This window comes from Mesorhizobium sp. KR2-14 (assembly GCF_040049255.1).
Taxonomy (GTDB): Bacteria; Pseudomonadota; Alphaproteobacteria; order Rhizobiales; family Rhizobiaceae; genus Pseudaminobacter.
In genome coordinates this window covers 111493-133995 of record NZ_JBDZDR010000008.1, presented here as the reverse complement: position 1 = coordinate 133995, position 22503 = coordinate 111493, and the positions used below count along the sequence as shown (strand labels likewise).

Annotated in this window: 20 protein-coding genes; 8 read left to right on the top strand and 12 right to left on the bottom strand. The window is 64.3% G+C overall.

Annotated elements, in window-relative coordinates:
• Window positions 1-37: 37 nt before the first annotated feature.
• The 10 genes from ABLE86_RS19060 to ABLE86_RS19015 all read right to left on the bottom strand — a co-directional run bounded on the left by ABLE86_RS19060 (window position 38) and on the right by ABLE86_RS19015 (window position 8983).
• Window positions 38-448, bottom strand: coding sequence for a RidA family protein (locus ABLE86_RS19060; RefSeq protein ID WP_348780559.1), 411 nt, complete (start codon window positions 446-448; stop codon window positions 38-40).
• Between the two features lie 44 nt (window positions 449-492).
• Entirely contained in the window at window positions 493-1179 is a 687-nt protein-coding gene (locus ABLE86_RS19055) for an ABC transporter ATP-binding protein (RefSeq protein ID WP_348780558.1), read from the bottom strand.
• The gene (locus ABLE86_RS19050) at window positions 1176-1925 is read right to left on the bottom strand and encodes an ABC transporter ATP-binding protein (RefSeq protein ID WP_348780557.1); all 750 of its coding nucleotides are present in this window, start codon (window positions 1923-1925) and stop codon (window positions 1176-1178) included. The genes ABLE86_RS19055 and ABLE86_RS19050 overlap by 4 nt, the downstream gene beginning before the upstream one ends.
• A complete protein-coding gene (locus ABLE86_RS19045; RefSeq protein ID WP_348780556.1) occupies window positions 1918-2898 on the bottom strand; it encodes a branched-chain amino acid ABC transporter permease in 981 nt (326 codons plus the stop codon). Before ABLE86_RS19045 ends, ABLE86_RS19050 begins: the two co-directional genes overlap by 8 nt.
• A 10-nt stretch (window positions 2899-2908) precedes the next feature.
• Window positions 2909-3829: a branched-chain amino acid ABC transporter permease gene (locus ABLE86_RS19040; protein WP_348780555.1), complete on the bottom strand. Its 921-nt coding sequence runs from the start codon at window positions 3827-3829 to the stop codon at window positions 2909-2911.
• Window positions 3830-4071: 242 nt separating this feature from the next.
• Window positions 4072-5211, bottom strand: coding sequence for an ABC transporter substrate-binding protein (locus ABLE86_RS19035; RefSeq protein WP_348780554.1), 1140 nt, complete (start codon window positions 5209-5211; stop codon window positions 4072-4074).
• Between the two features lie 65 nt (window positions 5212-5276).
• On the bottom strand, window positions 5277-6110 hold the full coding sequence (gene kynA, locus ABLE86_RS19030; protein ID WP_348780553.1) for a tryptophan 2,3-dioxygenase: 834 nt from the start codon (window positions 6108-6110) through the stop codon (window positions 5277-5279).
• 122 nt (window positions 6111-6232) lie between these two features.
• Complete coding sequence (locus ABLE86_RS19025; protein WP_348780552.1) at window positions 6233-6988, bottom strand: SDR family oxidoreductase; 756 nt, start codon at window positions 6986-6988, stop codon at window positions 6233-6235.
• A 198-nt stretch (window positions 6989-7186) separates the two neighbouring features.
• Entirely contained in the window at window positions 7187-7918 is a 732-nt protein-coding gene (locus tag ABLE86_RS19020) for a tellurite resistance TerB family protein (protein ID WP_348780551.1), read from the bottom strand.
• 138 nt (window positions 7919-8056) lie between these two features.
• Window positions 8057-8983 carry a rhodanese-related sulfurtransferase gene (locus ABLE86_RS19015; RefSeq protein ID WP_348780550.1) on the bottom strand — a complete coding sequence of 309 codons (927 nt, stop codon included), beginning with the start codon at window positions 8981-8983 and terminating at the stop codon, window positions 8057-8059.
• Between the two features lie 196 nt (window positions 8984-9179).
• Between ABLE86_RS19015 and ABLE86_RS19010 the strand changes: the two genes are divergently transcribed.
• Window positions 9180-9821, top strand: coding sequence for a 2-dehydro-3-deoxy-phosphogluconate aldolase (locus ABLE86_RS19010; protein WP_348780549.1), 642 nt, complete (start codon window positions 9180-9182; stop codon window positions 9819-9821).
• A 117-nt stretch (window positions 9822-9938) separates the two neighbouring features.
• On the opposite strand, the gene ABLE86_RS19005 is transcribed toward ABLE86_RS19010, so the two are convergent.
• Both ABLE86_RS19005 and ABLE86_RS19000 read right to left on the bottom strand, forming a co-directional pair.
• On the bottom strand, window positions 9939-11666 hold the full coding sequence (locus ABLE86_RS19005) for a DUF882 domain-containing protein (protein WP_348780548.1): 1728 nt from the start codon (window positions 11664-11666) through the stop codon (window positions 9939-9941).
• Window positions 11667-11956: 290 nt separating this feature from the next.
• Window positions 11957-13447 carry a sigma-54 dependent transcriptional regulator gene (locus ABLE86_RS19000; protein ID WP_348780547.1) on the bottom strand — a complete coding sequence of 497 codons (1491 nt, stop codon included), beginning with the start codon at window positions 13445-13447 and terminating at the stop codon, window positions 11957-11959.
• A 148-nt stretch (window positions 13448-13595) separates the two neighbouring features.
• Between ABLE86_RS19000 and ABLE86_RS18995 the strand changes: the two genes are divergently transcribed.
• The 7 genes from ABLE86_RS18995 (at window position 13596) to ABLE86_RS18965 (ending at window position 22452) form a co-directional block, all read left to right on the top strand.
• Window positions 13596-15431, top strand: coding sequence for a M3 family oligoendopeptidase (locus tag ABLE86_RS18995; RefSeq protein WP_348780546.1), 1836 nt, complete (start codon window positions 13596-13598; stop codon window positions 15429-15431).
• Between the two features lie 33 nt (window positions 15432-15464).
• On the top strand, window positions 15465-16616 hold the full coding sequence (locus tag ABLE86_RS18990) for an aminodeoxychorismate synthase component I (protein WP_348780545.1): 1152 nt from the start codon (window positions 15465-15467) through the stop codon (window positions 16614-16616).
• Window positions 16565-17224, top strand: a complete 660-nt coding sequence (locus ABLE86_RS18985) for an aminotransferase class IV family protein (protein ID WP_348780544.1) — start codon at window positions 16565-16567, stop codon at window positions 17222-17224. The genes ABLE86_RS18990 and ABLE86_RS18985 overlap by 52 nt, the downstream gene beginning before the upstream one ends.
• Window positions 17225-17305: 81 nt before the next feature.
• Complete coding sequence (locus tag ABLE86_RS18980) at window positions 17306-18223, top strand: DUF3445 domain-containing protein (RefSeq protein WP_348780619.1); 918 nt, start codon at window positions 17306-17308, stop codon at window positions 18221-18223.
• A 106-nt stretch (window positions 18224-18329) separates the two neighbouring features.
• Window positions 18330-19775 (top strand): homospermidine synthase, encoded by a 1446-nt coding sequence (locus tag ABLE86_RS18975; RefSeq protein WP_348780543.1) that lies wholly within the window; start codon window positions 18330-18332, stop codon window positions 19773-19775.
• A gap of 100 nt (window positions 19776-19875) precedes the next feature.
• Window positions 19876-20265, top strand: a complete 390-nt coding sequence (locus tag ABLE86_RS18970; protein ID WP_348780542.1) for a hypothetical protein — start codon at window positions 19876-19878, stop codon at window positions 20263-20265.
• 342 nt (window positions 20266-20607) lie between these two features.
• Window positions 20608-22452, top strand: coding sequence for a 5'-nucleotidase C-terminal domain-containing protein (locus ABLE86_RS18965; protein WP_348780541.1), 1845 nt, complete (start codon window positions 20608-20610; stop codon window positions 22450-22452).
• Window positions 22453-22503 lie beyond the last annotated feature (51 nt).

Below are 22503 nucleotides of genomic sequence, written 5' to 3'. Positions count from 1 at the left end.
CACCCCTTCCACTTGAGTTCCAGATCGAGTGCCGTAATCAGCGCGGCAGCACCGCCGTCGCCTCGATCTCGACCCTGGCTTCGTCTTCCATCAGGGCCACCACCTGCACCATGGCCATGGACGGGAAATGCTTGCCCAGCACGTCGCGATAGGCGGCGCCGATCTCGCGCACATTGGCGATATATTCCTGCTTGTCGGTGATGTACCAGGTCAACTTGACGATGTGCTCCGGCCGCCCGCCGGCTTCTTTCAGCACGTCGACGATGTTCTGAAGGGTCTGGCGCGTCTGGCCCACCAGATCCTTGGCCTCGAAGACCTGATCGGCATTCCAGCCGACCTGCCCGCCGAGGTAGACAACGCGACCGTCCGCGACGATGCCATTCGAATAGCCCTTCGCCGCCTTCCAGTTGGCCGGGTGAAGCACTTCGTGAACGGTTTCGGTGGTCATGGATAGTCTCCAGTTCTGGTAGTTCGTGGATTTTGCGCGGCGTCTCAGACGCCGAGATAGCGGTCCTGCAGCTCTGCCGTCAGGGCTGCGGGCGCACCGGAAAAAACCGTGCGGCCCTTTTCCAGCACAAAGCAGCGGTCGGCGACTGGCAGCAGTTCGGAAAGGGTCTTGTCGACAACCAGGATCGACTGGCCTTCGGCCTTGAGGCGGCGGATGGCGGCCCAGATGTCGTGCCGGATCACCGGCGCCAGGCCCTCGGTGGCTTCATCAAGAATGAGCAGCTTGGGGTTGGTCATCAACGCCCGGCCGATGGCCAGCATTTGCTGCTCGCCGCCCGAAAGCGTGTTTGCATACTGGTCGCGCCGTTCGGCAAGGCGCGGGAACAACTCGTTGACGCGGGCGAGCGTCCACACGCCGGGGCGCGCCGCGGCGACGAGGTTTTCCTGCACGGTGAGATTGGGGAAGCAGCGCCGCCCCTCCGGCACCAGCCCGACGCCGAGCCGGGCGATGCGGTGCGGGCTCAGCCCGCCGACCTCCCTGCCAGCAACACGGATGCTGCCGCCGCGCGGCCTGACCAGGCCGAGCACCGAGCGGATGGTGGTGGTCTTGCCCATGCCGTTGCGCCCCATCAGCGCCACGACCTCGCCCTCCGCCACGGCAAGATCGACGCCGAACAGCGCCTGCGAGGCGCCGTAGAAGCTCTCGAGTCCGGCGATCTCCAGAAGCGTCATGCCGCCTCCCCCAGATAGGCGCGGCGCACTTCAGGGTGGCTGCGGATTTCGTCCACCGTGCCGCTGGCGATGATACGGCCATAGACGAGCACGGAGATGCGGTCAGCCAGCGCGAAGACGGCGTCCATATCGTGCTCCACCAGCAGGATCGGCGCCTCGTGGCGCAGGCCATCGAGGAATGCGGTGAGGCTGCGCGAGCCTTCAGGGCCCATGCCCGCCATCGGCTCATCGAGCAGGAAGGCCTTCGGCCCCAAGGCCAGCGCAATCGCGATCTCGAGCTGGCGGCGCTCGCCATGCGAAAGCTCGGCCGCCGGCACGCGGGCACGGTCGGCGAGGCCAGCGCGCTCCAGCGCCGCCATGGCCGGCTCGACCAATGACTTGTCGCTCATCACGGGCTTGAGGAAGCGGAAGCTCGAACCCTGCCGCGATTGCACCGCGAGCATCACATTGCGTAGCGCGGAAAACTCGGGCGCAAGCGAAGAGATCTGGAAGCTGCGGCCGAGACCGCGCCGCGCCCGCTCGGCCATGCCGAGCGCGCCGACATCCTGCCCGAAGAAATGGATGCTGCCGCTGTCATGCCGGATCGAGCCGGCGATCTGGTGGATCAGCGTCGACTTGCCAGCACCGTTCGGCCCGATCAAGGCGTGGATCTCGCCGGGGCGCAAGTCGAGGCTGACGCCATCGGTCGCCTTCAGCGCGCCAAAAGTCTTGCGCAGGTCGCGGATGCAGAGAACCGCCTCAGCCATGACGCGCCTTTCCGGCAACGATGCCCATCAGGCCGCCGCGCGCGAACAGCACAACGCCGAGCAGGATCAGCCCAAGGAAAAACTGCCAGCGCTCCGTCAGGCCGCCAAGCACCGATTCGAACAGCACGAACAGCATGGCGCCCGCCAGCGGCCCGAACAGCCGTCCGGTGCCGCCGAGGATGACGAGCACGATGAGTTCGCCCGACATCTGCCATGACAGCATGGAGGGGCTGACGAAGCGGTTGAGATCGGCATAAAGCGCGCCGGCCACACCGGTGATGGCCGCGGAAATGGCGAAGGCGACGAGGCGCACCGGGAAGGGCGCGATACCCACTGCGGCAAGCCGCGTCTCGTTCTGCCGGCCGGCCTGGAGCGCCGCGCCGAAGCGCGAGCTGCGGAGGGTGGCGAACACCAGCAGCGCGACCAGCAGCAGGCCGTAGCAGACCAGGAACAGGCTGAGCGGGCTGGCCGTGTTGAGGCCCGGGAAGGCGTTGCGCGCCAGGATCGACAAGCCGTCCTCGCCGCCATAGGCGGGCCAGGACATGGCGAAATAGTAGATCATCTGGGCGAAGGCCAAGGTGATCATGATGAAATAGACGCCGGAAGTGCGCAGGCTGATCGCGCCGATGGGAAGCGCCACCAGCGCACTCACCAACATGGCGAAGATCCAGATGACGGGCATCTGGTCGCTGCCCGTGAATTCGAACGGCGTCGAGAGCAGCGGCTCCTGGTTGAAGGCGTGGGTCGCGAAGATGCCGGCGACATAGCCGCCGATGCCGAAAAAGGCGGCGTGGCCGAAGGAGATCAGCCCGCCGAGGCCAAGCGCAAGGTTGAGCCCCACTGCAGCCAGCGCCAGGACGGCCATGCGTGTGGCGAGCGTTATGTAGAAGGGCTCGTCAATAGCCAATGCCACCAGCGGAAACGCCAGCAACAGCACGGCCAGGATGAAACCGACGAGAGTTTCGCGCGTCATACCCACCCCGTCACGCATTGGCCGCGAACAGGCCGCGAGGCCGGAAGGCGAGGATAAAAGCCATGACAATGTAAATCAGCATGGAGGCGATCGCGGCGCCCATGGTCGTGCCCTGCGCCGGGCCCATGAAGGCTGAAAACAGTTTCGGCAGCAGGAAACGGCCGAGCGTGTCGACCAGGCCGACCAGCACGGCGCCGAACAGCGCCCCCTTGATCGAGCCGATGCCGCCGATGACGATGACCACGAAGGCGAGGATGAGCACCGGCTCGCCCATGCCGACCTGCACCGATTGCAGCGCGCCCACCAGCGCACCGGCGAGGCCGGCAAGGGCCGCGCCGAGTGCAAATACGACGGTGTAGAGGGTGCGGATGTCGACGCCGAGCGCACCGATCATCTCGCGGTCGGACTCGCCGGCGCGGATGCGCATGCCGAGGCGCGTCTTGGAGATGAGCAGGTAAAGGCCGGCCGCCACGACGATTCCTACGCCGATGATCGCCAGCCGGTAAAGAGGATAGCGCCCGCCGCCGGGAAGCTGGATCGCGCCGGACAGCGTCGCCGGAATGTCGAGATAGAGCGGGAAGGAACCGAACAGCCAGCGCGTGCCTTCCGAGAAGATCAGGATCAGCGCGAAGGTGGCGAGCACCTGGTCGAGATGGTCGCGGTCGTAGAGCCGGCGAATGATGGCCAGTTCCACCAGCGCACCGGCGGCTGCCGCCGCTGCCAGGCTGGCGACAAGGCCGAGCCAGAAGGAGCCGGTCGCTGCCGCGACTGCAGCGCAGGCGAAGGCGCCGACCATATAGAGCGAGCCATGCGCAAGATTGATGAGACCCATGACGCCGAAGATCAGCGTCAGCCCGGCCGCCATCAGGAACAGCATGACGCCGAACTGCAATCCGTTCAGTAATTGCTCGATCAGGAGCGCGGTGGACAAGGATCGGGTTCCATCAGTTTAGAGGAAGCGAAACTGCTTCGTTCCTTCAATTCATGCCCCTTCTCCGTCTCTCGGCTTCGCTCGGCACCTCTCCCCCGCAAGCGAGGGAGAGGATAGCCGCGGCGAGCTGGACGCCCATCCTCTCCCCTCACGAAGTGGGGGAGAGGTGTCGAGCGAAGCACGGGCGAGACGGAGAGGGGGAATTTCAAGCCCGGCCACAGGTGAGGTGACCGGGATTTTCGTCACATCTTGCAGTCTTTGGCGTAGGCGTCCTCGTGGTCGGTGAAGCTGGTGGCCACGATCTTGTTGGTCAGCACGTCGCCTTCCTTGATCACCTCGCGAACGTAGATGTCCTGGATCGGATGGTTGTTGGAGTTGAACTTGAACTTGCCGCGCACGGAATCGAAGTTTGCTTCCTTCAGCGCCGCGCGGAATGCGTCGGCATCCTTCACGCTGGCCTTGGCGGCGGCGGAAAGGATCAGGTTGGCCGTGTCGTAGCCCTGCACCGCATAAAGCGACGGCAGCCGGCCATATTCAGCCTGGAAGCCCTCGACGAACTTCTTGTTCGCTGCGTTGTCGAGGTCCTTGGACCAGTGCGAGGAGTTCTTCACGCCGAGCGCAGCATCGCCGATCGCGCCAAGCACGTCCTGGTCGAAGGAGAAGCCCGGCCCCATCACCGGCGTCTCGACGCCCGACTGCGCATACTGCTTCATGAAGGCGATGCCCATGCCGCCCGGCAGGAAAAAGAATACGGCATCGGCGCCCGAATCGCGGATCTGGGCGATCTCGGCGGCGTAGTCGGTCTGGCCGACTTTGGTGTAGACCTCTCCGGCCAGTTCGCCCTTGTAGTAGCGCTTGAAGCCGGTCAGGGAGTCGGTGCCGGCGGGGTAATTCGGCGCCAGGATGAACATCTTCTTGTAGCCGGCGGTGTTGGCGTAGTTGCCCATCGCCTCGTGCAGATTGTCGTTCTGGTAGGAGACGTTGAAGTAGTTCTTGTCGCACTTGGTGCCCGCCAGCGCCGAAGGGCCGGCATTCGTCGACAGGTAGAACTTGCCCTGCGCCACCGCATTGGGAACCACGGCCATGGCCAGGTTCGACCAGATGATGCCGGTGAGCAGGTCGACCTTGTCGCTCTGGATCATCTTGTCGGCGATCTGAACCGCCAGTTCGGGCTTCTGGGCGTCATCTTCGGTCACGACCTCGATGTCCTTGGCATCGGCCTGCTTCAAGGCAAGCATGAAGCCGTCGCGAACGTCGACGCCGAGACCAGCACCGCCGCCGGAAAGGGTGGTGATCATGCCGATCTTCAGCGGGTCAGCAAATGCCGATCCCGACACACCCACAGACAGCGCCAGCAGGCTGGCAGCAAGAATTTTCCTCATCGTTTATCCCTCTCCCGTTGTATCCATGATTTCCCGCGCCCTCCTCCGGGCCCGGAATGGCTTTGCTAAAGCTCGGTGCGAACTTTCCAGAGTTCCGGAAACAGTTCAACCTCCAGCATCTTTCGCAGGTAAGAAACACCGGAGGTACCGCCGGTGCCGCGCTTCAGGCCGATGATGCGCTCGACCGTGGTGACGTGATTGAAGCGCCAGCGCCGGAAATAATCCTCGAAGTCGACCAGCTTTTCCGCCAGCTCGTAAAGCATCCAGTGGCGCTCCGGGTCGCGGTAAATGTCGCGCCAGGCCGTCAGCACCTGCTCGCTTTCCGACCGCTGCTCGCGCCAGTCTGTGCGCACAGCATCGGCACCTATGTCAAAACCCTGCCGGGCCAGCAGTCGAAGCGCTTCGTCGTAAAGGCTGGGGCCGGAAAGAATGTCCTCCAGCGCCTCGACGACATCATCCCTGTGCGCATGCGGCTTCAGCATCGCCAGGTTGCGGTTGCCGGCCAAAAATTCGATCGCGCGATACTGGTAGGACTGGAAGCCGGAGGATTGGCCGAGCGAGCCGCGAAACTGAGTGTATTCGCTGGGCGTCATGGTGCGCAGCACGTCCCATGCGCTGTTCAACTGCTCGAAGATGCGCGCCACGCGGGTCAGCATCTTGAAGGCAGGCTGCAGCCGGTCCTCCCGGATCGCCACGATCGCCGAGCGGATCTCGTGGATGGCGAGCTTCATCCACAGTTCGGAGGTCTGGTGCTGGATGATGAACAGCAGTTCGTCATGCGCGCTGGAAAGCGGCTCCTGCGCGTCGAGCACCTTTTCCAGATGGAGATAGTCGCCGTAGGACATGCGTCCGCGAAACTCCATCTGGGCTCCCTCGGCGGGATTGTCAGCTTTCGTCATGCGAGCCCTTCCCGGCGGAACCAGCCGCCGCCTCCTCTACGAAGAGGATTGCACTCCGCCAGCTACATTTCAAGCATGAAATTTTATGATTAAAATATCTCTTGGCGAAGAGCGCTCAAGCCTCATCCCCTCCCAATATAGGGCATCTTGGTCGCCATCACGGTCATGAACAGCACATTGGCGTCCAGCGGCAGGCCTGCCATGTAGAGAACGGCCTCGGCCACGCGCTCGACATCCATCACCGCCTCCGGCGCAATGGTTCCGTTGGCCTGCGGCACGCCTCGCGTCATCGGCATGGCCATCTCGGTTAGCGCATTGCCGATATCGATCTGGCCGCAGGCGATGTCGAACGGCCTGCCGTCCAGCGCCAGCGTCTTGGTGAGGCCGGTGATGGCGTGCTTGGTGGCGGTGTAGGGCACGGAACCCGGCCGCGGCGCATAGGCCGAAACCGAGCCGTTGTTGATGATACGCCCGCCCTGCGGGTTCTGCCGGCGCATGGCGCCGAAGGCAGCACGCGCGCACAGGAACGAGCCGGTGAGGTTGACGCCGACCACGTCGTTCCAAACCTCGACCGGGATTTCGTCGATCAGCGTCGACTTGTAGCCCATGCCGGCATTGTTGAAGAGCAGGTCGACGCGCCCGAATGTTTCGGCAGCGCCGGCAAACAGGGCATCGACCTCGTCGGCTTTGGAAATGTCGCAGGCAATTGCCAGCGCGCGGGCTTCGGTCGGACCGGCCTGGGCGATCGCGTCATCAAGCAAGGGTTTGCGCCTTCCCACGAAAACCGTGTTCCAGCCCGCCCTCAGCAGTGCGGTAGCGACCGCCTTGCCTATGCCGGTGCCCGCGCCGGTTACGATTGCGGTCTTGCCATTCGTCATCGCGATTACCTCCCCGAACGTTTCGGCATCGCAGAAGTTGGGGCGGGAGGCAAGCCGGTTGAACCCGGCGCAAAAAAGGGGCGGCCATTGGCGACCGCCCTCAGGATCAGGAACGCTTGGGAGGAGGAACCGCGCCCCCGTATGGCGAAATGATGCGCCTGACCGGTTAACAAAACCTTGCCGGCGAATATCGCGCCGTCAGAGCCCGGCGTCCTCCGCTTCGCGCGTGGCCGTGACCTTGGCCTCTGCCACAGTGGCTTCGATGTGATCGACCAGCGCGTCCGGCAAGGCAAGTCGTCCGGCCAGCATGTCGAGGAAGCCGCGCTCGGCGCGGGTGTCCGGATCGATCGTCAGGCGAGCCGCGGTATAGAGTTCGATCTTCTGGGCGTCGGTCTGTGCGGCCGCGACCAGGGCGTCAATGTCGAGCGGCCGAGAAAGTTCGCCGAGCAGGAAGCTCTCGGCCTCGCTGTCGATCCCGGCGCCAGCCAGCTTCTCGGCGATCTTGCGGCGCTCTTCTTCGTCGACATGACCATCAGCCTTGGCTGCCGCGACCATGGTTCGGACCAGCGCCAGGGCAAATTCGCGCTCGCCTTGCGGCGCCTGGGCAGGGTGGAAGCTCGTGTCGGCCGGCGGCGGCAGCAGTTCCGGCTCGCCCTCGCCGACTGGCGCCGGCTTGGCGCCGTTCTGATAGTTCTGGTAGGCCTTGTAGGCCAGCCCCGCGATGGCAGCCAGGCCGCCGAGCCGTACCGCCGATGCCGTCACCTTGCGCCCGGCGCCCGTGCCGAGCAGCACCGCCACCAGCGCACCTGCGGCCAAAGGATTGTCCCTGGCGAGTTGCGCCGCCTGACCGGCCTTGTCGCCGACCGTCGCATCGGTCCCCGGAACTTTGGAGCCGAGCAGGTCATCAAGCAGCTTCTTGGGATCCAGCATAATGCCTCCGGAAATTGGGTCCGCAGCCGCGGACGGTTTCGGATGCCGCTGAATTAGGCAGCCCACCACGACATTGCAATGACGGTAGGGATGATTTCCGGACGCGCCCGAAGGGCCCCGCCTCCCCCTGCCGCCTCGTCAGCTGCCGATATGGCGATTGCCGCGACGGGCCGCGAGTTCGACCTGCCGATGCCGTTCGGCGTAGCGGGCGCGATCCTCTTCGCTGCGGGCCTCGACACAGTGGGGGCAGGAAACACCCTCCTGGAAATGCGGCGAGGCCTGCTCCTCGGGCGTGAGCGGATGGCGGCAGGCCCGGCACAGCACGGCACTGCCCTGCTCCAGACCATGCGAGACGGCCACGCGCTCGTCAAAGACGAAGCATTCACCCTCCCAGAGGCTCTGCTCGGCCGGCACCTCTTCCAGATATTTCAGGATGCCGCCCTTGAGGTGGAACACTTCGTCGATGCCGAGCGACTTCACATAGGCCGTGGCCTTTTCGCAGCGGATGCCGCCGGTGCAGAACATGGCAACCTTGCGGCCCTCGAGTTCGTCCCGGTGCTGCTCCACCCAGGCGGGAAACTCGCGGAAACTGCTGGTCCTGGGGTCGACCGCGCCGCGAAACGTGCCGATCGAAACCTCATAGTCGTTGCGGGTGTCGACGACGATGGTGTCGGGATCGGCAATCAGCGCGTTCCAGTCCTGCGGCGCTACATAGGCCCCCGTCCCTTCAAGGGGATCGATGCCCTCCACGCCCATGGTCACGATCTCGCGCTTCAGCCGCACTTTCATGCGGTGGAACGGCATTTCGGCCGCCCGGCTGTATTTGAGCTCAAGTCCGGCAAGTTCGGGGATGGCCTCCAGCCACGCCACGAGTTCAAGGATCGCCTCGTCCGTTCCGGCCACCGTGCCGTTGATGCCCTCGTGGGCCAGCAGCAGCGTGCCCTTGATCCCGCGCGCGCAGCAAAAGTCCGCCAACGGCGCGCGCAAGGTTTCGAACGCCTCGAACCGGCAGAACCGGTAGAGGGCGGCGACGCGGAAATCGTTCTGTGGCGTAGGCTGGTTCATTGCCAAGGGCAGTAACGCCAGCGGCGTGCGGATTCAAGACAAGATGGCGAGCGAAGGCACCTGCATTGCGAATGGACCCGCCATGCCCCCGCGCTAACTTCTCCATAATCGCCGGCGGCGATAAACATCCGTCAGGTGACTTGCAGGCGATGCTCTGCTAAATCGTTTGAAATTGCTTTCCAGCCCAGAGAATCCGATGTCCAGCAAGACCGAAAAGCTCATTTCACTTCTCGACGGCCAGCCCGTCATCCCCGTGCTGAAGATCGATGACGTCGCTTCGGCCGTACCCCTGGCGCGCGCGCTGGCGCGCGGAGGATTGCCGGCCATCGAGATCACGCTGCGGACGGCTACGGCACTGGACGCAATTCGACGCGTGATCGGCGAGGTCGAGGAGGCGATCGTCGGCGCGGGCACCATTCTCGACCCGCGCCAGTTCGAGCAGGCCGCGGAAGCGGGCTCGAAGTTCATCGTAAGCCCCGGCGTCACCCGCGACCTGCTTGATGCAGCGAGCGACAGCCCTGTTCCGCTGCTGCCCGGGGCGATCACGCCCGGCGAAATGATGATGGCACGCAATGCCGGGCTCGATTTCCTGAAATTCTTTCCCGCCGAGCAGGCGGGCGGCGCGGCCTTCCTGAAGGCTCTGGCCTCGCCCCTGGCGGAGATCCGCTTTTGCCCGACCGGCGGCATCACCGCCGCCAATGCGCTCAGCTATCTCTCCCTTCCCAACGTGGCCTGTGTCGGCGGGTCGTGGGTTGCGCCCGATAATCTCGTGAAGTCGGGCGACTGGGCTGCAATCGAAGCGCTGGCGCGCGAGGCAGCCGGTCTGCGCAAGGGCTGAGGAGGCTCGGTGCGCTCCTGAAGGCTGCGCCTGTCCTCCTACGGCGCTGTTAAGAAAACAAGAAAGCGCCGGGCAGAACCGGCGCTTTTTTCGTTTGGAGCATCTGAGGCAGCTAGATCAGTTGAAGCGGGCCACCGACAGGAACTGAACCGCTTTGCCGCTGAACCGGCTCGCATCCGCGACCTGGTTCCCCTGCTGGAAGCCGGCCGTGTAGACCTCGCGCGGCGCAGTGCGCACGATGTTGTAGGCAAAGGACGGAGCCTTCGTCCCTGTTGTCGCCTGAGCCACATGGGTGCCGTGCAGCACCCAGTGGGCAGCCTGCGGTACAGCCGCAAGCGTCACCGGCTTGGGGTCGGGCTTGGCATCCTGGCTGCTGGCGCGAGCGGCCTTCGGCGTGGTCTTGGCCCCGGCGACTGCGGCAGCCGCATCGGCCTCCGTGGCACGCTGGACCATGGCTTCAGCCGGAGCGGTCGCGCTGGTCAGTGCCGCCATGCGCGCATTGTTGGCCTTGATCTCTGCCTCCACGACGGAGGCACTCTCGGCCGCAGCGAGCTCGGCAATGGGATCAGGCTTGACCGTTTCGGGCAGCGCAGGGCGCGCTTCCGGCAGTGCGGCAACCACCATCTCGGCCTGCGCCAATTCCGGCCGGCTGGAGGGCAGCGGAATTGCAACATCGCCGATGGCCTGGCTCTCAGCCGGTTCCGCAAGGGCGAGAAGCGTGGCCGCCTGCTGCGCCGACGGCGTGTAGTCCGGCCGATGCGTCGGCAACGGAACGTTGAGCGCAATCTCATGCGCCGCGCCAGCCGGCGTTGCCGGCAGCGGGTCCTGCGCCATGCCGAATGGGACATTGGCGGGCGTTGCCGCGGCCGCAAGCGCCAGGGCGCCTACGTCGTCCTGTGGCCGTGGTGCCAGTGCCGGCAGAGGCACGCTGCGCGCAGGCAGCGCAGCAATGATGGTTTCCGGCGTTTCCGAGGACTGCTGCTCAGCTTCGTTGAACGGCGGAACCTCGGCGCGCTGCGCCTCGTTCGGCGACAGGATCTGGATGCCGCTGGCGGCAGACGCGGCTACCGCAGGCGCAGGCTTCACGCTCGCCTTCGGCGCAGGTGCCGGGGCAGCAGCCGCCATGACCGGTGCGCTATCCTCCTCGTCATCGGCGCCACCGCCGCCTCCGAAAAGCGTAGCCAAAAGGCTACGGGAGCGCTTGGGGCTGCTCTTGCCGGTCGCCAGCGCAATGGCGATTTCGCCGCTATTCTTGCGGGCCTCGTAAGAGGCCAGCGCCTGGTCGAAGCCCGGCAGCGGCTTGCCGTCGCTCGGCACATGCAGGGTATTGCCCTTCGGGAACACCGCCACCAGCTCCTGACGGCTCATTCGCGGCCAGTGCCGCACATTGCCGACATCGAAATGCACGAAGGGCGAGCCGGAAGTCGGATAATAGCCAACGCCGCCGGCCTCCAGCTTCAGGCCGATTTCGCGCATCTTTTTCAGCGGCACGTCGGGAAGATAGAAGTCCATCGCCTTGCCGAGCATGTGCTGGCTCTTTTCGGCAACGCCCTTGCTGCGGCTGCGCAGCATGCTGTTGGTCGCCGGCGAGCGATAGGCTGAGACGACGTGGACATATTCGCGAGAACCGGACGCGCGATACGCTTCCCAGACCAAATCGAGAAGCCGCGGGTCCATCTTCGTCGGCTCGTTGCGGCGCCAATCGCGCAGGAGGCGGTTGATCTGCTCCAGGCCGGCCGGATCGTAGCGGCCGTTGCGCTTGAAGGTGATCTCGCCCTTCTCTCTGGTATGGACGAAGTAAAGCTTCAGGGACCGCGTTTCGGCGCTTGCCGACGATACGCCCATGGTCAAGGAACCTAGTGCGATCAGCGAAGCGGCCAGCATACGCCAGCGATCACGCCTGTTTTTGGGTCGCTCGGTGTCAGTCAAATCAAAGGCCCTGTAGAGTGCCGTTTGTCCCCGGATTTGAATCCCGGACGTTAAAAACCACGCCCGAATATCGATCCTAATGGTTAATCAGAGCTTATTGAAGGGGGAATGCGGTAAGACCGTGGCGATTTCCGGGCAAAAACCTTACGCTGGCGTCGTGGTTAACAGACGATTGCCGCGGCCTTGCCCGGCAAGACACGCGGCTCCTAGCGGTCCGCCACCGGGTCGAGGCCGTATTCCTTGAGCTTGCGATAGAGCGTGGAGCGCCCGATTCCGAGGCGGCGCGCAACCTCGCTCATGCGGCCATTGTAGTGTTCGATCGCGAGCTTGATCATCTCTAGCTCGACCTCCGCCAGCGTCCGCACCTCGCCCTGCTCGTCGACGCCCTTCAGCAAGCCGATGCCGGCCTTTGCAACGGGTGATTCGGCGACAGCGGATTCGGCTGGCCGCACACGGACCGGCTCGGCCGCGTCAGCCGGCGCGGCCGATCGCTCGGCAAGCACCACCGCACCTTCCACCTGCGCCCTGATCTGCGGAAACTCCTCCTCTGTCAGAACGTTGCCCTCGCACAACACGGTGGCGCGGAAAACGGCATTCTCCAGCTGGCGGATGTTTCCCGGCCAGTCATAGGCCTGCAGCATGGACAGGGCCTTGGCCGAGATATCCATTATGCGGCCGCGCGGCTGCGTGTGCCCGACATTGGCCATGAAATGGCGCACGAGCAGCGGAATGTCTTCGCGGCGTTCGCGCAGAGGCGGAACGAAAATCGGGTACACGTTCAGCCGGTAAAACAGGTCCTCGCGGAACTTTCCGTCCTTCACCTGCTGCAGCAGGTTGCGGTGGGTGGCAGAGATCAGGCGAATGTCCACCTTGACCGTCGAACGTCCGCCGACCGGATCGACCTCGCCCTCCTGCACCGCGCGCAACAGCTTCACCTGCACGTCCATGGGCAGGTCGCCGATCTCGTCCAGGAACAGCGTGCCTGTGTGGGCCTCGACGAACTTGCCGGTATGCCGCTCCGTGGCGCCGGTGAACGAACCCTTCTCATGGCCAAACAGGATGCTCTCGACCAGATTGTCGGGGATCGCACCGCAGTTCACGGTCACAAACGGCTTCGACCTGCGGGCGCCGGACCCCTGGATCGCGCGGGCGACCAGTCCCTTGCCGACGCCGGATTCGCCTTCGATCAGGATCGGGATATCGGACGCGACCGCCTTCTGCGCCACGCGCAGCACCCGTTCCATCGCCGGGCTGCTGGTCACCAGGTCCTTGATGGTCAGCACGCCGCCGCTTCTTTTCGGCCGCGAAGCCTCGCCGCTAAGTGCACCGACCTTGAGCGCATTGGCGATCGCCGTCTTCAGCCGCTCAGGCGAGGCCGGCTTGACGACGAAGTCGAAGGCACCGTTGCGCATGGCCGAGACCACCGTCTCGATGCCGCCTTGCGCCGTCTGGACGATGACCGGCAGTTCGATGCCGCGTTCGCGCATGGTCTTCAAGACGCCGATGCCGTCCACGCCGGGCATGGAAAGATCGAGGATCATGCTGGCGATGTCGCCGCCGTCGGCTCTATCGAGCGCCTTCAGCCCGGCGGCTCCATCGTCGGCCAGGATGGCTCTATAGCCGAATTTCGTGACAGCCGCCTCCAGCAGGCGCCGCTGCACCGGATCGTCGTCGACTATGAGGATGCTGGTTGGCATGAAATGTTCGAAGAATCGCTTTAGAGAGCATGGTGCCGTATGGATCATGCTGGCACAGGGTTCTAAATAAGGTTTCAAAAAAGCCGGTGAACGAAGTCCTTAGATTTACCGGCTCTTTATTCTTGTCTTGAAGTCGGAAGGAAATGCGATGCGCATAGTTCCGGAGCGGAACGCCGCTCCTCTGGGCTCCAGCCAGAGCGCGGTCGACCTCGGCAACCTGCCGGAATGGGATCTGAGCGATCTCTATGCGAGCATGGATGCGCCGGAGCTGAAGCGCGACCTCGCCAAGGCCGCCGAGGATGCGGTCGCCTTCGAGACGCGCTGGAAGGGCACGCTGGCGGCGGAAGCGCAGAAGGGAAGCGAAGGCAAGCTGGGCGAGGCATTGCGCAGCTATGAGGCGATCGAAGAACTGATCGGCCGCATCGCCTCCTTCGCCGGGCTCGTCTATGCCGGCGACACCTCCGATCCGCAGCGCGCCAAGCTCTATGGCGACGTCCAGGAAAAGATGACCGACGCCAGCGCGCACCTGCTGTTCTTCGCGCTGGAGCTCAACCTGATCGACGACGCGCAGCTTCTCGCCGCGCTCGACTCCGACCCCGCCTTCGGCCATTACCGGCCATGGGTGCTCGACCTCCGCAAGGACAAGCCCTACCAGCTCGAGGACCGCATCGAGCAGCTGTTCCATGAAAAGTCGATCACCGGGCGCGGCGCCTGGAACCGCCTCTTCGACGAGACGATGACCGATCTTCGTTTCGACATCGACGGCGAGCAGATGACGCTGGAGCCCACCCTCAACCGGCTGCAGGACGCCGATGGCGAAGTGCGGCGCAAGGCGTCCGAAGCGCTGGCCAAGACGTTTAAGGAAAACCTGCGCACTTTCACGCTGATCACCAACACGCTGGCCAAGGACAAGGAGATTTCCGACCGCTGGCGCGGCTTCCAGGACATTGCCGATTCCCGCCATCTCGCCAACCGCGTCGAACGCAGCGTCGTGGATGCGCTGGCATCCGCCGTTCGCGAAGCCTATCCGCGCCTGTCGCACCGCTACTATTCCATGAAGGCGCGCTGGCTCGGCATGGAGACGATGAACCACTGGGACCGCAACGCTCCGCTGCCCGAGACACCGCAGGCGACGATCGGATGGGACCAGGCGAAGGATACCGTGCTGTCGGCCTATGGCCGCTTCTCTCCGCAGATGGCCGACATTGCCCGCACCTTCTTCGACCGCCGCTGGATCGATGCGCCGGTGCGCCCCGGCAAGGCGCCGGGCGCCTTCGCGCATCCGACGGTGCCGTCGGCACACCCTTACGTGCTGCTCAACTATCTGGGCAAGCCGCGCGATGTGATGACGCTGGCGCACGAACTCGGCCACGGCGTGCACCAGGTGCTGGCCGCCGGCCAGGGCGCGCTGATGGCCGCCACGCCGCTGACGCTTGCCGAAACGGCTTCCGTCTTCGGCGAGATGCTGACCTTCCGCTCCCTGCTCGACCAGACCACCGACAAGCGCGAGCGCAAGGCCATGCTCGCCCAGAAGGTCGAGGACATGATCAATACGGTCGTGCGCCAGATCGCCTTCTACGAGTTCGAGCGCAAGGTGCACACCGAGCGCCGCAACGGCGAACTGACCGCCGACCGCATCGGCCAGTTCTGGCTGGAGGTGCAGGCCGAAAGCCTCGGGCCGGCGATCAAGCTGCGCGACGGCTACGAGACCTTCTGGACCTACATTCCGCACTTTATCCACTCGCCATTCTACGTATATGCCTATGCCTTCGGCGACTGCCTCGTGAACTCGCTCTACGCGGTTTACCAGAACGCCGAGCAGGGATTTCAGGAGAAGTATTTCGACATGCTGCGCGCCGGCGGCACCAAGCACCACTCCGAGCTGCTGAAACCCTTCGGTCTCGATGCGTCCGATCCGGCCTTCTGGCAGATCGGCCTCGCCGTCATCAGCCAGCTGATCGACGAGCTGGAAACGCTGGATTGAGGCGCCCCGCCTTCGCTGCTGCAGGTTAGAAGAATGCCAGCCTCCCCGTTCGTTCTCTTCCGGGACGATCCTGCCGGCCACGAACTCCTGTTCGATCGCCCAAGCGAGATCATCGTTGCCGACACGCCGGACAATTTCTTTCCGGCGCTGGATGCAATCCAGGCCGCGCATGACGCGGGCAAATGGCTGGCCGGCTATTTTTCCTACGAGGCCGGCTATCTGCTCGAGCCCAAGCTGCGGCCGATCCTGCCGGAGGGGCGGCGCGCGCCGATGATCTGTCTGGGCGTCTTCGACGCCCCATCGGAGACCGAGCTTCCCTCCTTCCGCAAGTCGGCCACCAACGGGCCGATCTTCGATGCAAGGGCGACATGGTCCTTCGCCGATTATGAGAGCCGGTTTGACCGGCTGCACCAGCACCTGCGCCAGGGCGACTGCTACCAGGGCAACCTGACCTTCCCGATCCGTGCGCAGTGGTCGGGCGACCCGCTCGCCGCCTTCGACGCTCTGACCGAGCGACAGCCGGTGAAATATGGCGCGCTGGTTTCTCTGGACTGCGGACCGATCGTGCTGTCGCGCTCGCCCGAACTGTTCTTCCAGGTGGATTCGGATGGCTGGATCGAGACCCACCCAATGAAGGGCACCGCCCCGCGCGGCAAGACCCAGGCCGAGGACGATGCGCAGCGCGAGTTCCTGCGAAACGATCCGAAGAACCAGGCCGAAAACCGCATGATCGTCGACCTGCTTCGCAACGACATCTCGCTGGTCAGCGAGGTGGGCTCGCTCGACGTGCCGGAGCTGTTCCGCGTGGAAAGCTATCCGACCGTGCACCAGATGGTGAGCCGCGTGCGGGCGAAGCTGCTGCCCGACGTCACGATTGCGCGCATCTTTGCCGCGCTCTTCCCCTGCGGCTCGATCACCGGCGCGCCGAAAATCCGTGCCATGGAGATCCTACGCGAGCTGGAGGGTACGCCGCGCGATGCCTATTGCGGCGCCATCGGCTGGATCGCTCCGGGCGGCACGATGCGCTTCTCGGTTGCGATCCGCACCATCTCGCTCTTCCCCGAGGGCGAGGCGATCTACAATGTGGGCGGCGGCGTGGTGTTCGATTCCACCGCACGAGAGGAATATGACGAATGCCTTCTGAAAGCGCGCTTCGCGACGGGAGCCCCGCCGGCTTCGAGCTGATCGAGACGCTGCGCTGGGAGCCTGCCGAAGGCTTTTTGCGGTTCGACCGGCACATGGCTCGGCTCGAGGCATCAGCGCGTGCACTTGGCTTCGCCTTCGACAGGCCGTCCGTCGAAGAGACGTTGGTGCACGCGGTCGGCGGCGACACTCCGCTGCGGGTTCGGTTGACGCTTGACAGCGACGGGCAGCCGAACGTCACCATGCAGTCCTTCGTGCCTCTGCCCGCCGGCACAGTCTGGACCCTGGCGATAGCTGCCACCCGGCTGGACGCCAAAAACCCGCTGCTGCGCCACAAGACGACGCTGCGCAACGCATACGATGCCGCGCGGGCAGAGTTTTCGCGCGAGGCGGCCGACGAGGTGGTCCTGCTGAATGACGCCGGCAATGTCTGCGAAGGCACCATCACCACCATCTTCGCCGACATGGGCGATGGCGCGTTGAAGACACCGCCGCTGGGCAGCGGACTGCTTGCCGGCGTGCTTCGCGCCGAAATGCTGGACGCCGGCAAGGCCGTGGAAGCGGTGTTGACCGTCGACGATCTGAGGAACTCGCGCGCCCTTTATGTCGGCAATTCGTTGCGAGGCCTGATCCCCGCCCATCTGGCCTAGTCATCTCCGGCTTGCACGCTTTTTACGAGGCTGCTTATCTCGCCCCAACAGACAAGAGGGGAATAAACAGCCTTGAACACCATGCCTGCCCATACGCCGTACGATGGCTCGACGAAGCCGTTCACAATCGCGCTGAAGCCTCTCGACCCACAAGAATGGATCGAGATCGACGCCGACCTTCAGGCCTATCTCGCGGAAAAGGACAGGCTCTATGGCTCGATTGCCGACAAGGTGTTCGTCGAGCAGGCCGACACAAGCGCCGCCCAGCGCGAAGTGCTGGACATGCTGGTGCCTTATCTGCTCGAGCATCACCCCGACATCTACAAACAGGACGGCCAAGAAATCGTGGTGGGCGGCACGCACCGCATCGACATAAGCGAGGCATCAGAGCAGCCGCTGCGAGCCGCCTCGCGGCTGGTGCCGGAAGACCTTATCCTGATGCGCAGGGGCGATATTGGCTGGCGCCTCGCCGCCGGCTCGCTTTGCTTCCCATCGTCGTGGTCGCTCCGGGAAAAGTTCGGCCTGGCGCTGCAGGAAATTCATGAACCGGTGCCGGCCTTCGGTCGCGGCACACGCACTGCCGACATCATCGAACGCATTTTCGACCACCTCGCGGTAGAACAGCCGGTCCAGCGGTTCAACTGGTCGCTGCAGGCCGGCAATGCCCTCTACATGCCGTTCTCGCACCAGCAACGCATCGACCGCGCCACCAACCGCCCATCGAAATTCAGCACTGACGAGATTGCCGCGCAGGCCTTCATTCGCATCGAGCGCCAGACGCTGCGCAAGCTTCCCATTTCGGGCGACATCCTGTTCACGATCCGCATCTATCTCGACCCGCTGACCATGCTGGCCAGGCATCCGGAGAAGGCTCAGTTGGCTTCTTCGTTCGCCGCCCAGCTTGCCGCCCTCAACCTGGACCAGCTCGACTACAAGGGGCTTACCGCCGACCGTGACCGGCTGGTCGCTGTGCTGGAAAAAATGGCGGCGGGTGCCTGAAGCGGACTTCGATTTTTCTTTATTGTGAGGCCATTCTGTGATTGGCAGTTCGCGACCGACCGGGCCGATGGCAGCGGCGGCGCGAACCCCAAGGAGTTTTCATAGAATGGCGAATGACGAATGGCCCGTACACGGTGAGATCAGCGGCCCGGTGGTGATGATCGGCTTCGGCTCGATCGGCCGGGGAACACTTCCTCTCATCGAACGCCATTTCAAGTTCGACAAATCGCGCATGACGGTCATCGACCCGCGCGACGACAACCGCCACATTCTCGATGAGCGCGGCATCGACTTTCTCCAGGAGGCGGTGACCAGGGAGAACTACCGTGAGCTGCTGACACCCCTGCTCACCAAGGGCGGCGGCCAGGGCTTTTGCGTCAACCTCTCCGTCGACACCTCGTCACTGGAGCTGATGCGGCTGTGCCGCGAGCTCGGCGTGCTCTACATCGACACGGTGGTTGAGCCATGGCTGGGCTTCTATTTCGATACCGAAGCCGACAACGCCTCGCGCACCAACTACGCGCTGCGTGAAACCGTTCTCCAGGAAATCCGCGACCGGCCGGGCGGCACCACCGCCGTATCCTGCTGCGGCGCCAACCCCGGCATGGTGTCGTGGTTCGTCAAGCAGGCGTTGGTCAACCTCGCCACCGATCTCGGCCTGGAATTCACCGAACCTGCGGCCGGCGATCGCGACGGTTGGGCCAGGCTGATGCAGCAGGCCGGCGTCAAGGGCATCCACATCGCCGAGCGTGACACCCAGCTCACCAGGAACCCGAAACCGCTCAACGTGTTCTGGAACACCTGGTCGGTGGAGGGCTTCATTTCCGAAGGCCTGCAGCCCTCCGAACTCGGCTGGGGCACGCATGAGAAATGGCTGCCCGAAAACGCAAAGGGGCACCAGACCGGCTGCGGGGCGGGCATCTATCTGGAGCAGCCCGGCGCCAACACCCGCGTGCGCAGCTGGTGCCCGACGCCGGGCGCGCAATATGGCTTCCTGGTCACCCACAACGAGGCGATCTCGATCGCGGACTTCTTCACCGTGCGCGACGGGAATGGCGAAGCCATCTACCGGCCGACCTGCAACTACGCCTACCATCCCTGCAACGACGCCGTGCTTTCCATGCACGAGATGTTCGGCGCGGCCGGCCGGCCGCAGCCCGTGCAGCACGTGCTTGACGAGGACGAGCTGGTCGACGGCAAGGACGAGCTGGGAGTGCTGCTCTATGGCCACGGCAAGAACGCCTACTGGTACGGCTCGCAGCTCACGCTCGAGGAAACGCGCGAGCTCGCCCCCTACCAGAACGCCACCGGCCTTCAGGTGACTTCAGCCGTGCTGGCCGGCATGGTGTGGGCGCTTGAGAACCCGCAGGCCGGCATCGTCGACACCGACGCCATGGACTACCGCCGTTGCCTCAAAGTGCAGCGTCCCTATCTTGGTCCGGTGACGGGCCATTATACGGACTGGACACCGCTGGAAGGTCGGCCGGGATTGTTCCCGGAGGATATCGACACGCGGGATCCGTGGCAGTTCCGTAACATACTGGTTCGCTAGGCGGGCTTCGACCGGCAAACCATCCCGGCAATGTCTTGCAATCGCCCTGAAATGGGGCGATTGCTTTTTCGATGCGGACTGAGGAGAGGGTTTTTCAACCATGACGATTGCGCGCAAACTGATTTCGGCGGCGGCGATTGCGGCCGCAGCGGCCAGCCTGGCCGGATGCGTGGGTTCGGGGCCGGGGGTCGGCGGACCGATTTCGGTTGCCCCCAGAGGCGTCGAGGGCGAATGGATGAGCACTGACGGCGTTGCCGTGTCGCAGTTCTCCGGCGGCGCCTTCCAGACCAATGCGCTGGACACCGGCAACAAGCTGGCCGACGGAAGCTACCGTATGGCCGATGCCCGCACGGTGGAGATCACCGTGCGGTCGCTGATCCGCCAGAGCACGACCAACGTCAACTGCGCGCTGGTGACCCCCAACCAGCTCAACTGCACCAGCTCCAACGGCCAGCAATTCGTGCTGACGCGCCGGCAGGTGACAGGCTGAGCCGGAAGGCAGGCGCGACTCTCCAACCTATTCAAAGCGCGGGGCCCGGCCTCGCGCTTCGCCAGTCGGCGCCCGCCGTCGACCGGACAAGCTCCGGCATCGCCGTGAACGCGGTCGCAAGAGCCCGCCGTCATGATATGTGGCGCAGACTGTCTCGCCCGCCCGGTTTCGTCCACCGCGGGACCTCCCCCACACCGCTTCCGCTTTAACCATCGCCCCGCCGCTGCCAGGATTGCGCTTGCATGGACCCGGGCGCGATGTGAACATGCGCCCCGAGAACCGTAGCAAAACGGTCAAAGACAGCGGGCACTCTATTCGTCAGCATCAATCGGGAGACAGTTCATGAAGAAATTTGTCGTCGCCGTTACGCTGGGCGCATCGGCCCTGGCCCTGTCCACCGGCGCTTCATTTGCCGACTACACCTTGACCATCCTGCACATAAACGATTGGCACAGCCGCATCGAATCCAACAACAAGTATGAATCGACCTGCTCCGCGGAAGAGGAAAGCAAGGACGAATGCATCGGCGGCGCGGCCCGTCTGGTGACCGCCATTGCCGAACGCCGCAAAGCGCTGGAAGGGCAGAACGTGCTTCTGCTCAACGGCGGCGACAATTTCCAGGGATCGCTGTTCTACGCCACCTACAAGGGCGCCGTGGAAGCCGAGTTCCTGAACCAGATGAAGTTCGACGCCATGACCGTGGGCAACCACGAGTTCGACGACGGCGAGGATGCGTTGGTGCCCTTCCTGGAAAAGGTGCAATTTCCGGTGCTGAGCGCCAATGTTCACCCGAACGCCCAGTCGAAGGTGGGCGACCGCATCAAGCCCTCGATCGTGCTGGAAGTCGGCGGCCAGAAGATCGGCATCGTCGGCGCAGTGACGAACGATACGCCGGAAGTGGCGGCGCCCGGCCCGAACATCGCCATTGAGGACGACATCAAGACAATCACCGCCGAGGTCGAGAAGCTGAAGGCCGAGGGCGTGAACAAGATCGTCGCGCTGACCCATGTCGGCTATCCGCGCGACAAGGAGATGATCGCCAGGATACCCGGGGTCGACGTGGTGGTGGGCGGGCATTCGCACTCGCTGCTTTCCAACACCGACCCGAAGGCCGAGGGGCCCTACCCCACCATGGTCGACAACCCCGAAGGCTATAAGGTGCCAGTCACGCAGGCAGCCTCCTATTCGAAATATCTCGGCGAGTTCAAGGTCGTGTTCGACGACAACGGCATCGTCAAGGAAGCCAGCGGCGACCCGCTCTATCTCGACGCCAAGATCAAGCCCGACGAAGCGGTGCTGGCGCGCATCAAGGAGCTTGGCGCGCCGATCGAGGAATTGAAGGCCAAGCAGGTGTCGGAGACAACCGCCGACATCGACGGCAGTCGCGAAAACTGCCGCGCCCGGGAATGCGAGATGGGTAACCTGATCGCCGATGCCGTTCTCGACCGCGTGAAGGGACAAGGGGTCCAGATCGTGTTCCAGAACGGCGGCGGCATCCGCGCCTCCATCGGCAAGGGCGTGGTGACCATGGGCGACGTGCTGACGGTCCTGCCCTTCCAGAACACGGTGGCGACATTCCAGCTTTCGGGCAAGGACATTGCCGATTCCATCGAGGCGGGCCTCAGCGAGATCGAGGAGGGCAAGGGCAAGTTCCCGCAGGTGGCGGGCCTGAAATACAGCTTCGACAAATCGGTGGCAGCCAACCAGGGTCGGCTGAAATCGGCGGAGGTGATGGAAGACGGCGCCTGGAAGCCGCTGGACCCGGCCAAGATCTATGGCGTGGCTGCCAACGACTTCGTGCGGGCTGGCGGCGACGGCTACAAGATCTTCGCCGAAAAGGCGCAGAACGCCTATGACTACGGGCCGAGCCTGGAAGACGTGGTGGCCGATTATCTGGCCGCAAACCGCCCCTACACGCCCAAACTGGAAGGCCGCATAACCGAACTCGCCCGGGCAGAAGCCCCGGCCGAAGCCGCAGCGCCCACGCCGGAAGTCGCGCCCGCCGCCGAAGCCAAGCCGGCAGCCGGCGACAGCCACTCTATCGTGGCTGGCGACACCTATTGGCACATCGCCAAGAAGGCCTATGGCAATCCGTCCAAGTGGCGGCTGATCGCCAAGGCCAACCCGAAATATGCCGCGCGGCGTCTGCCGGTGGGCGCCACACTCACCATTCCGGCCGTGCAGTAGGCAAGCCGGCGAGACGGAAGAAAGGCCCTCCGCGTGTCCGGCGGGCCCTGC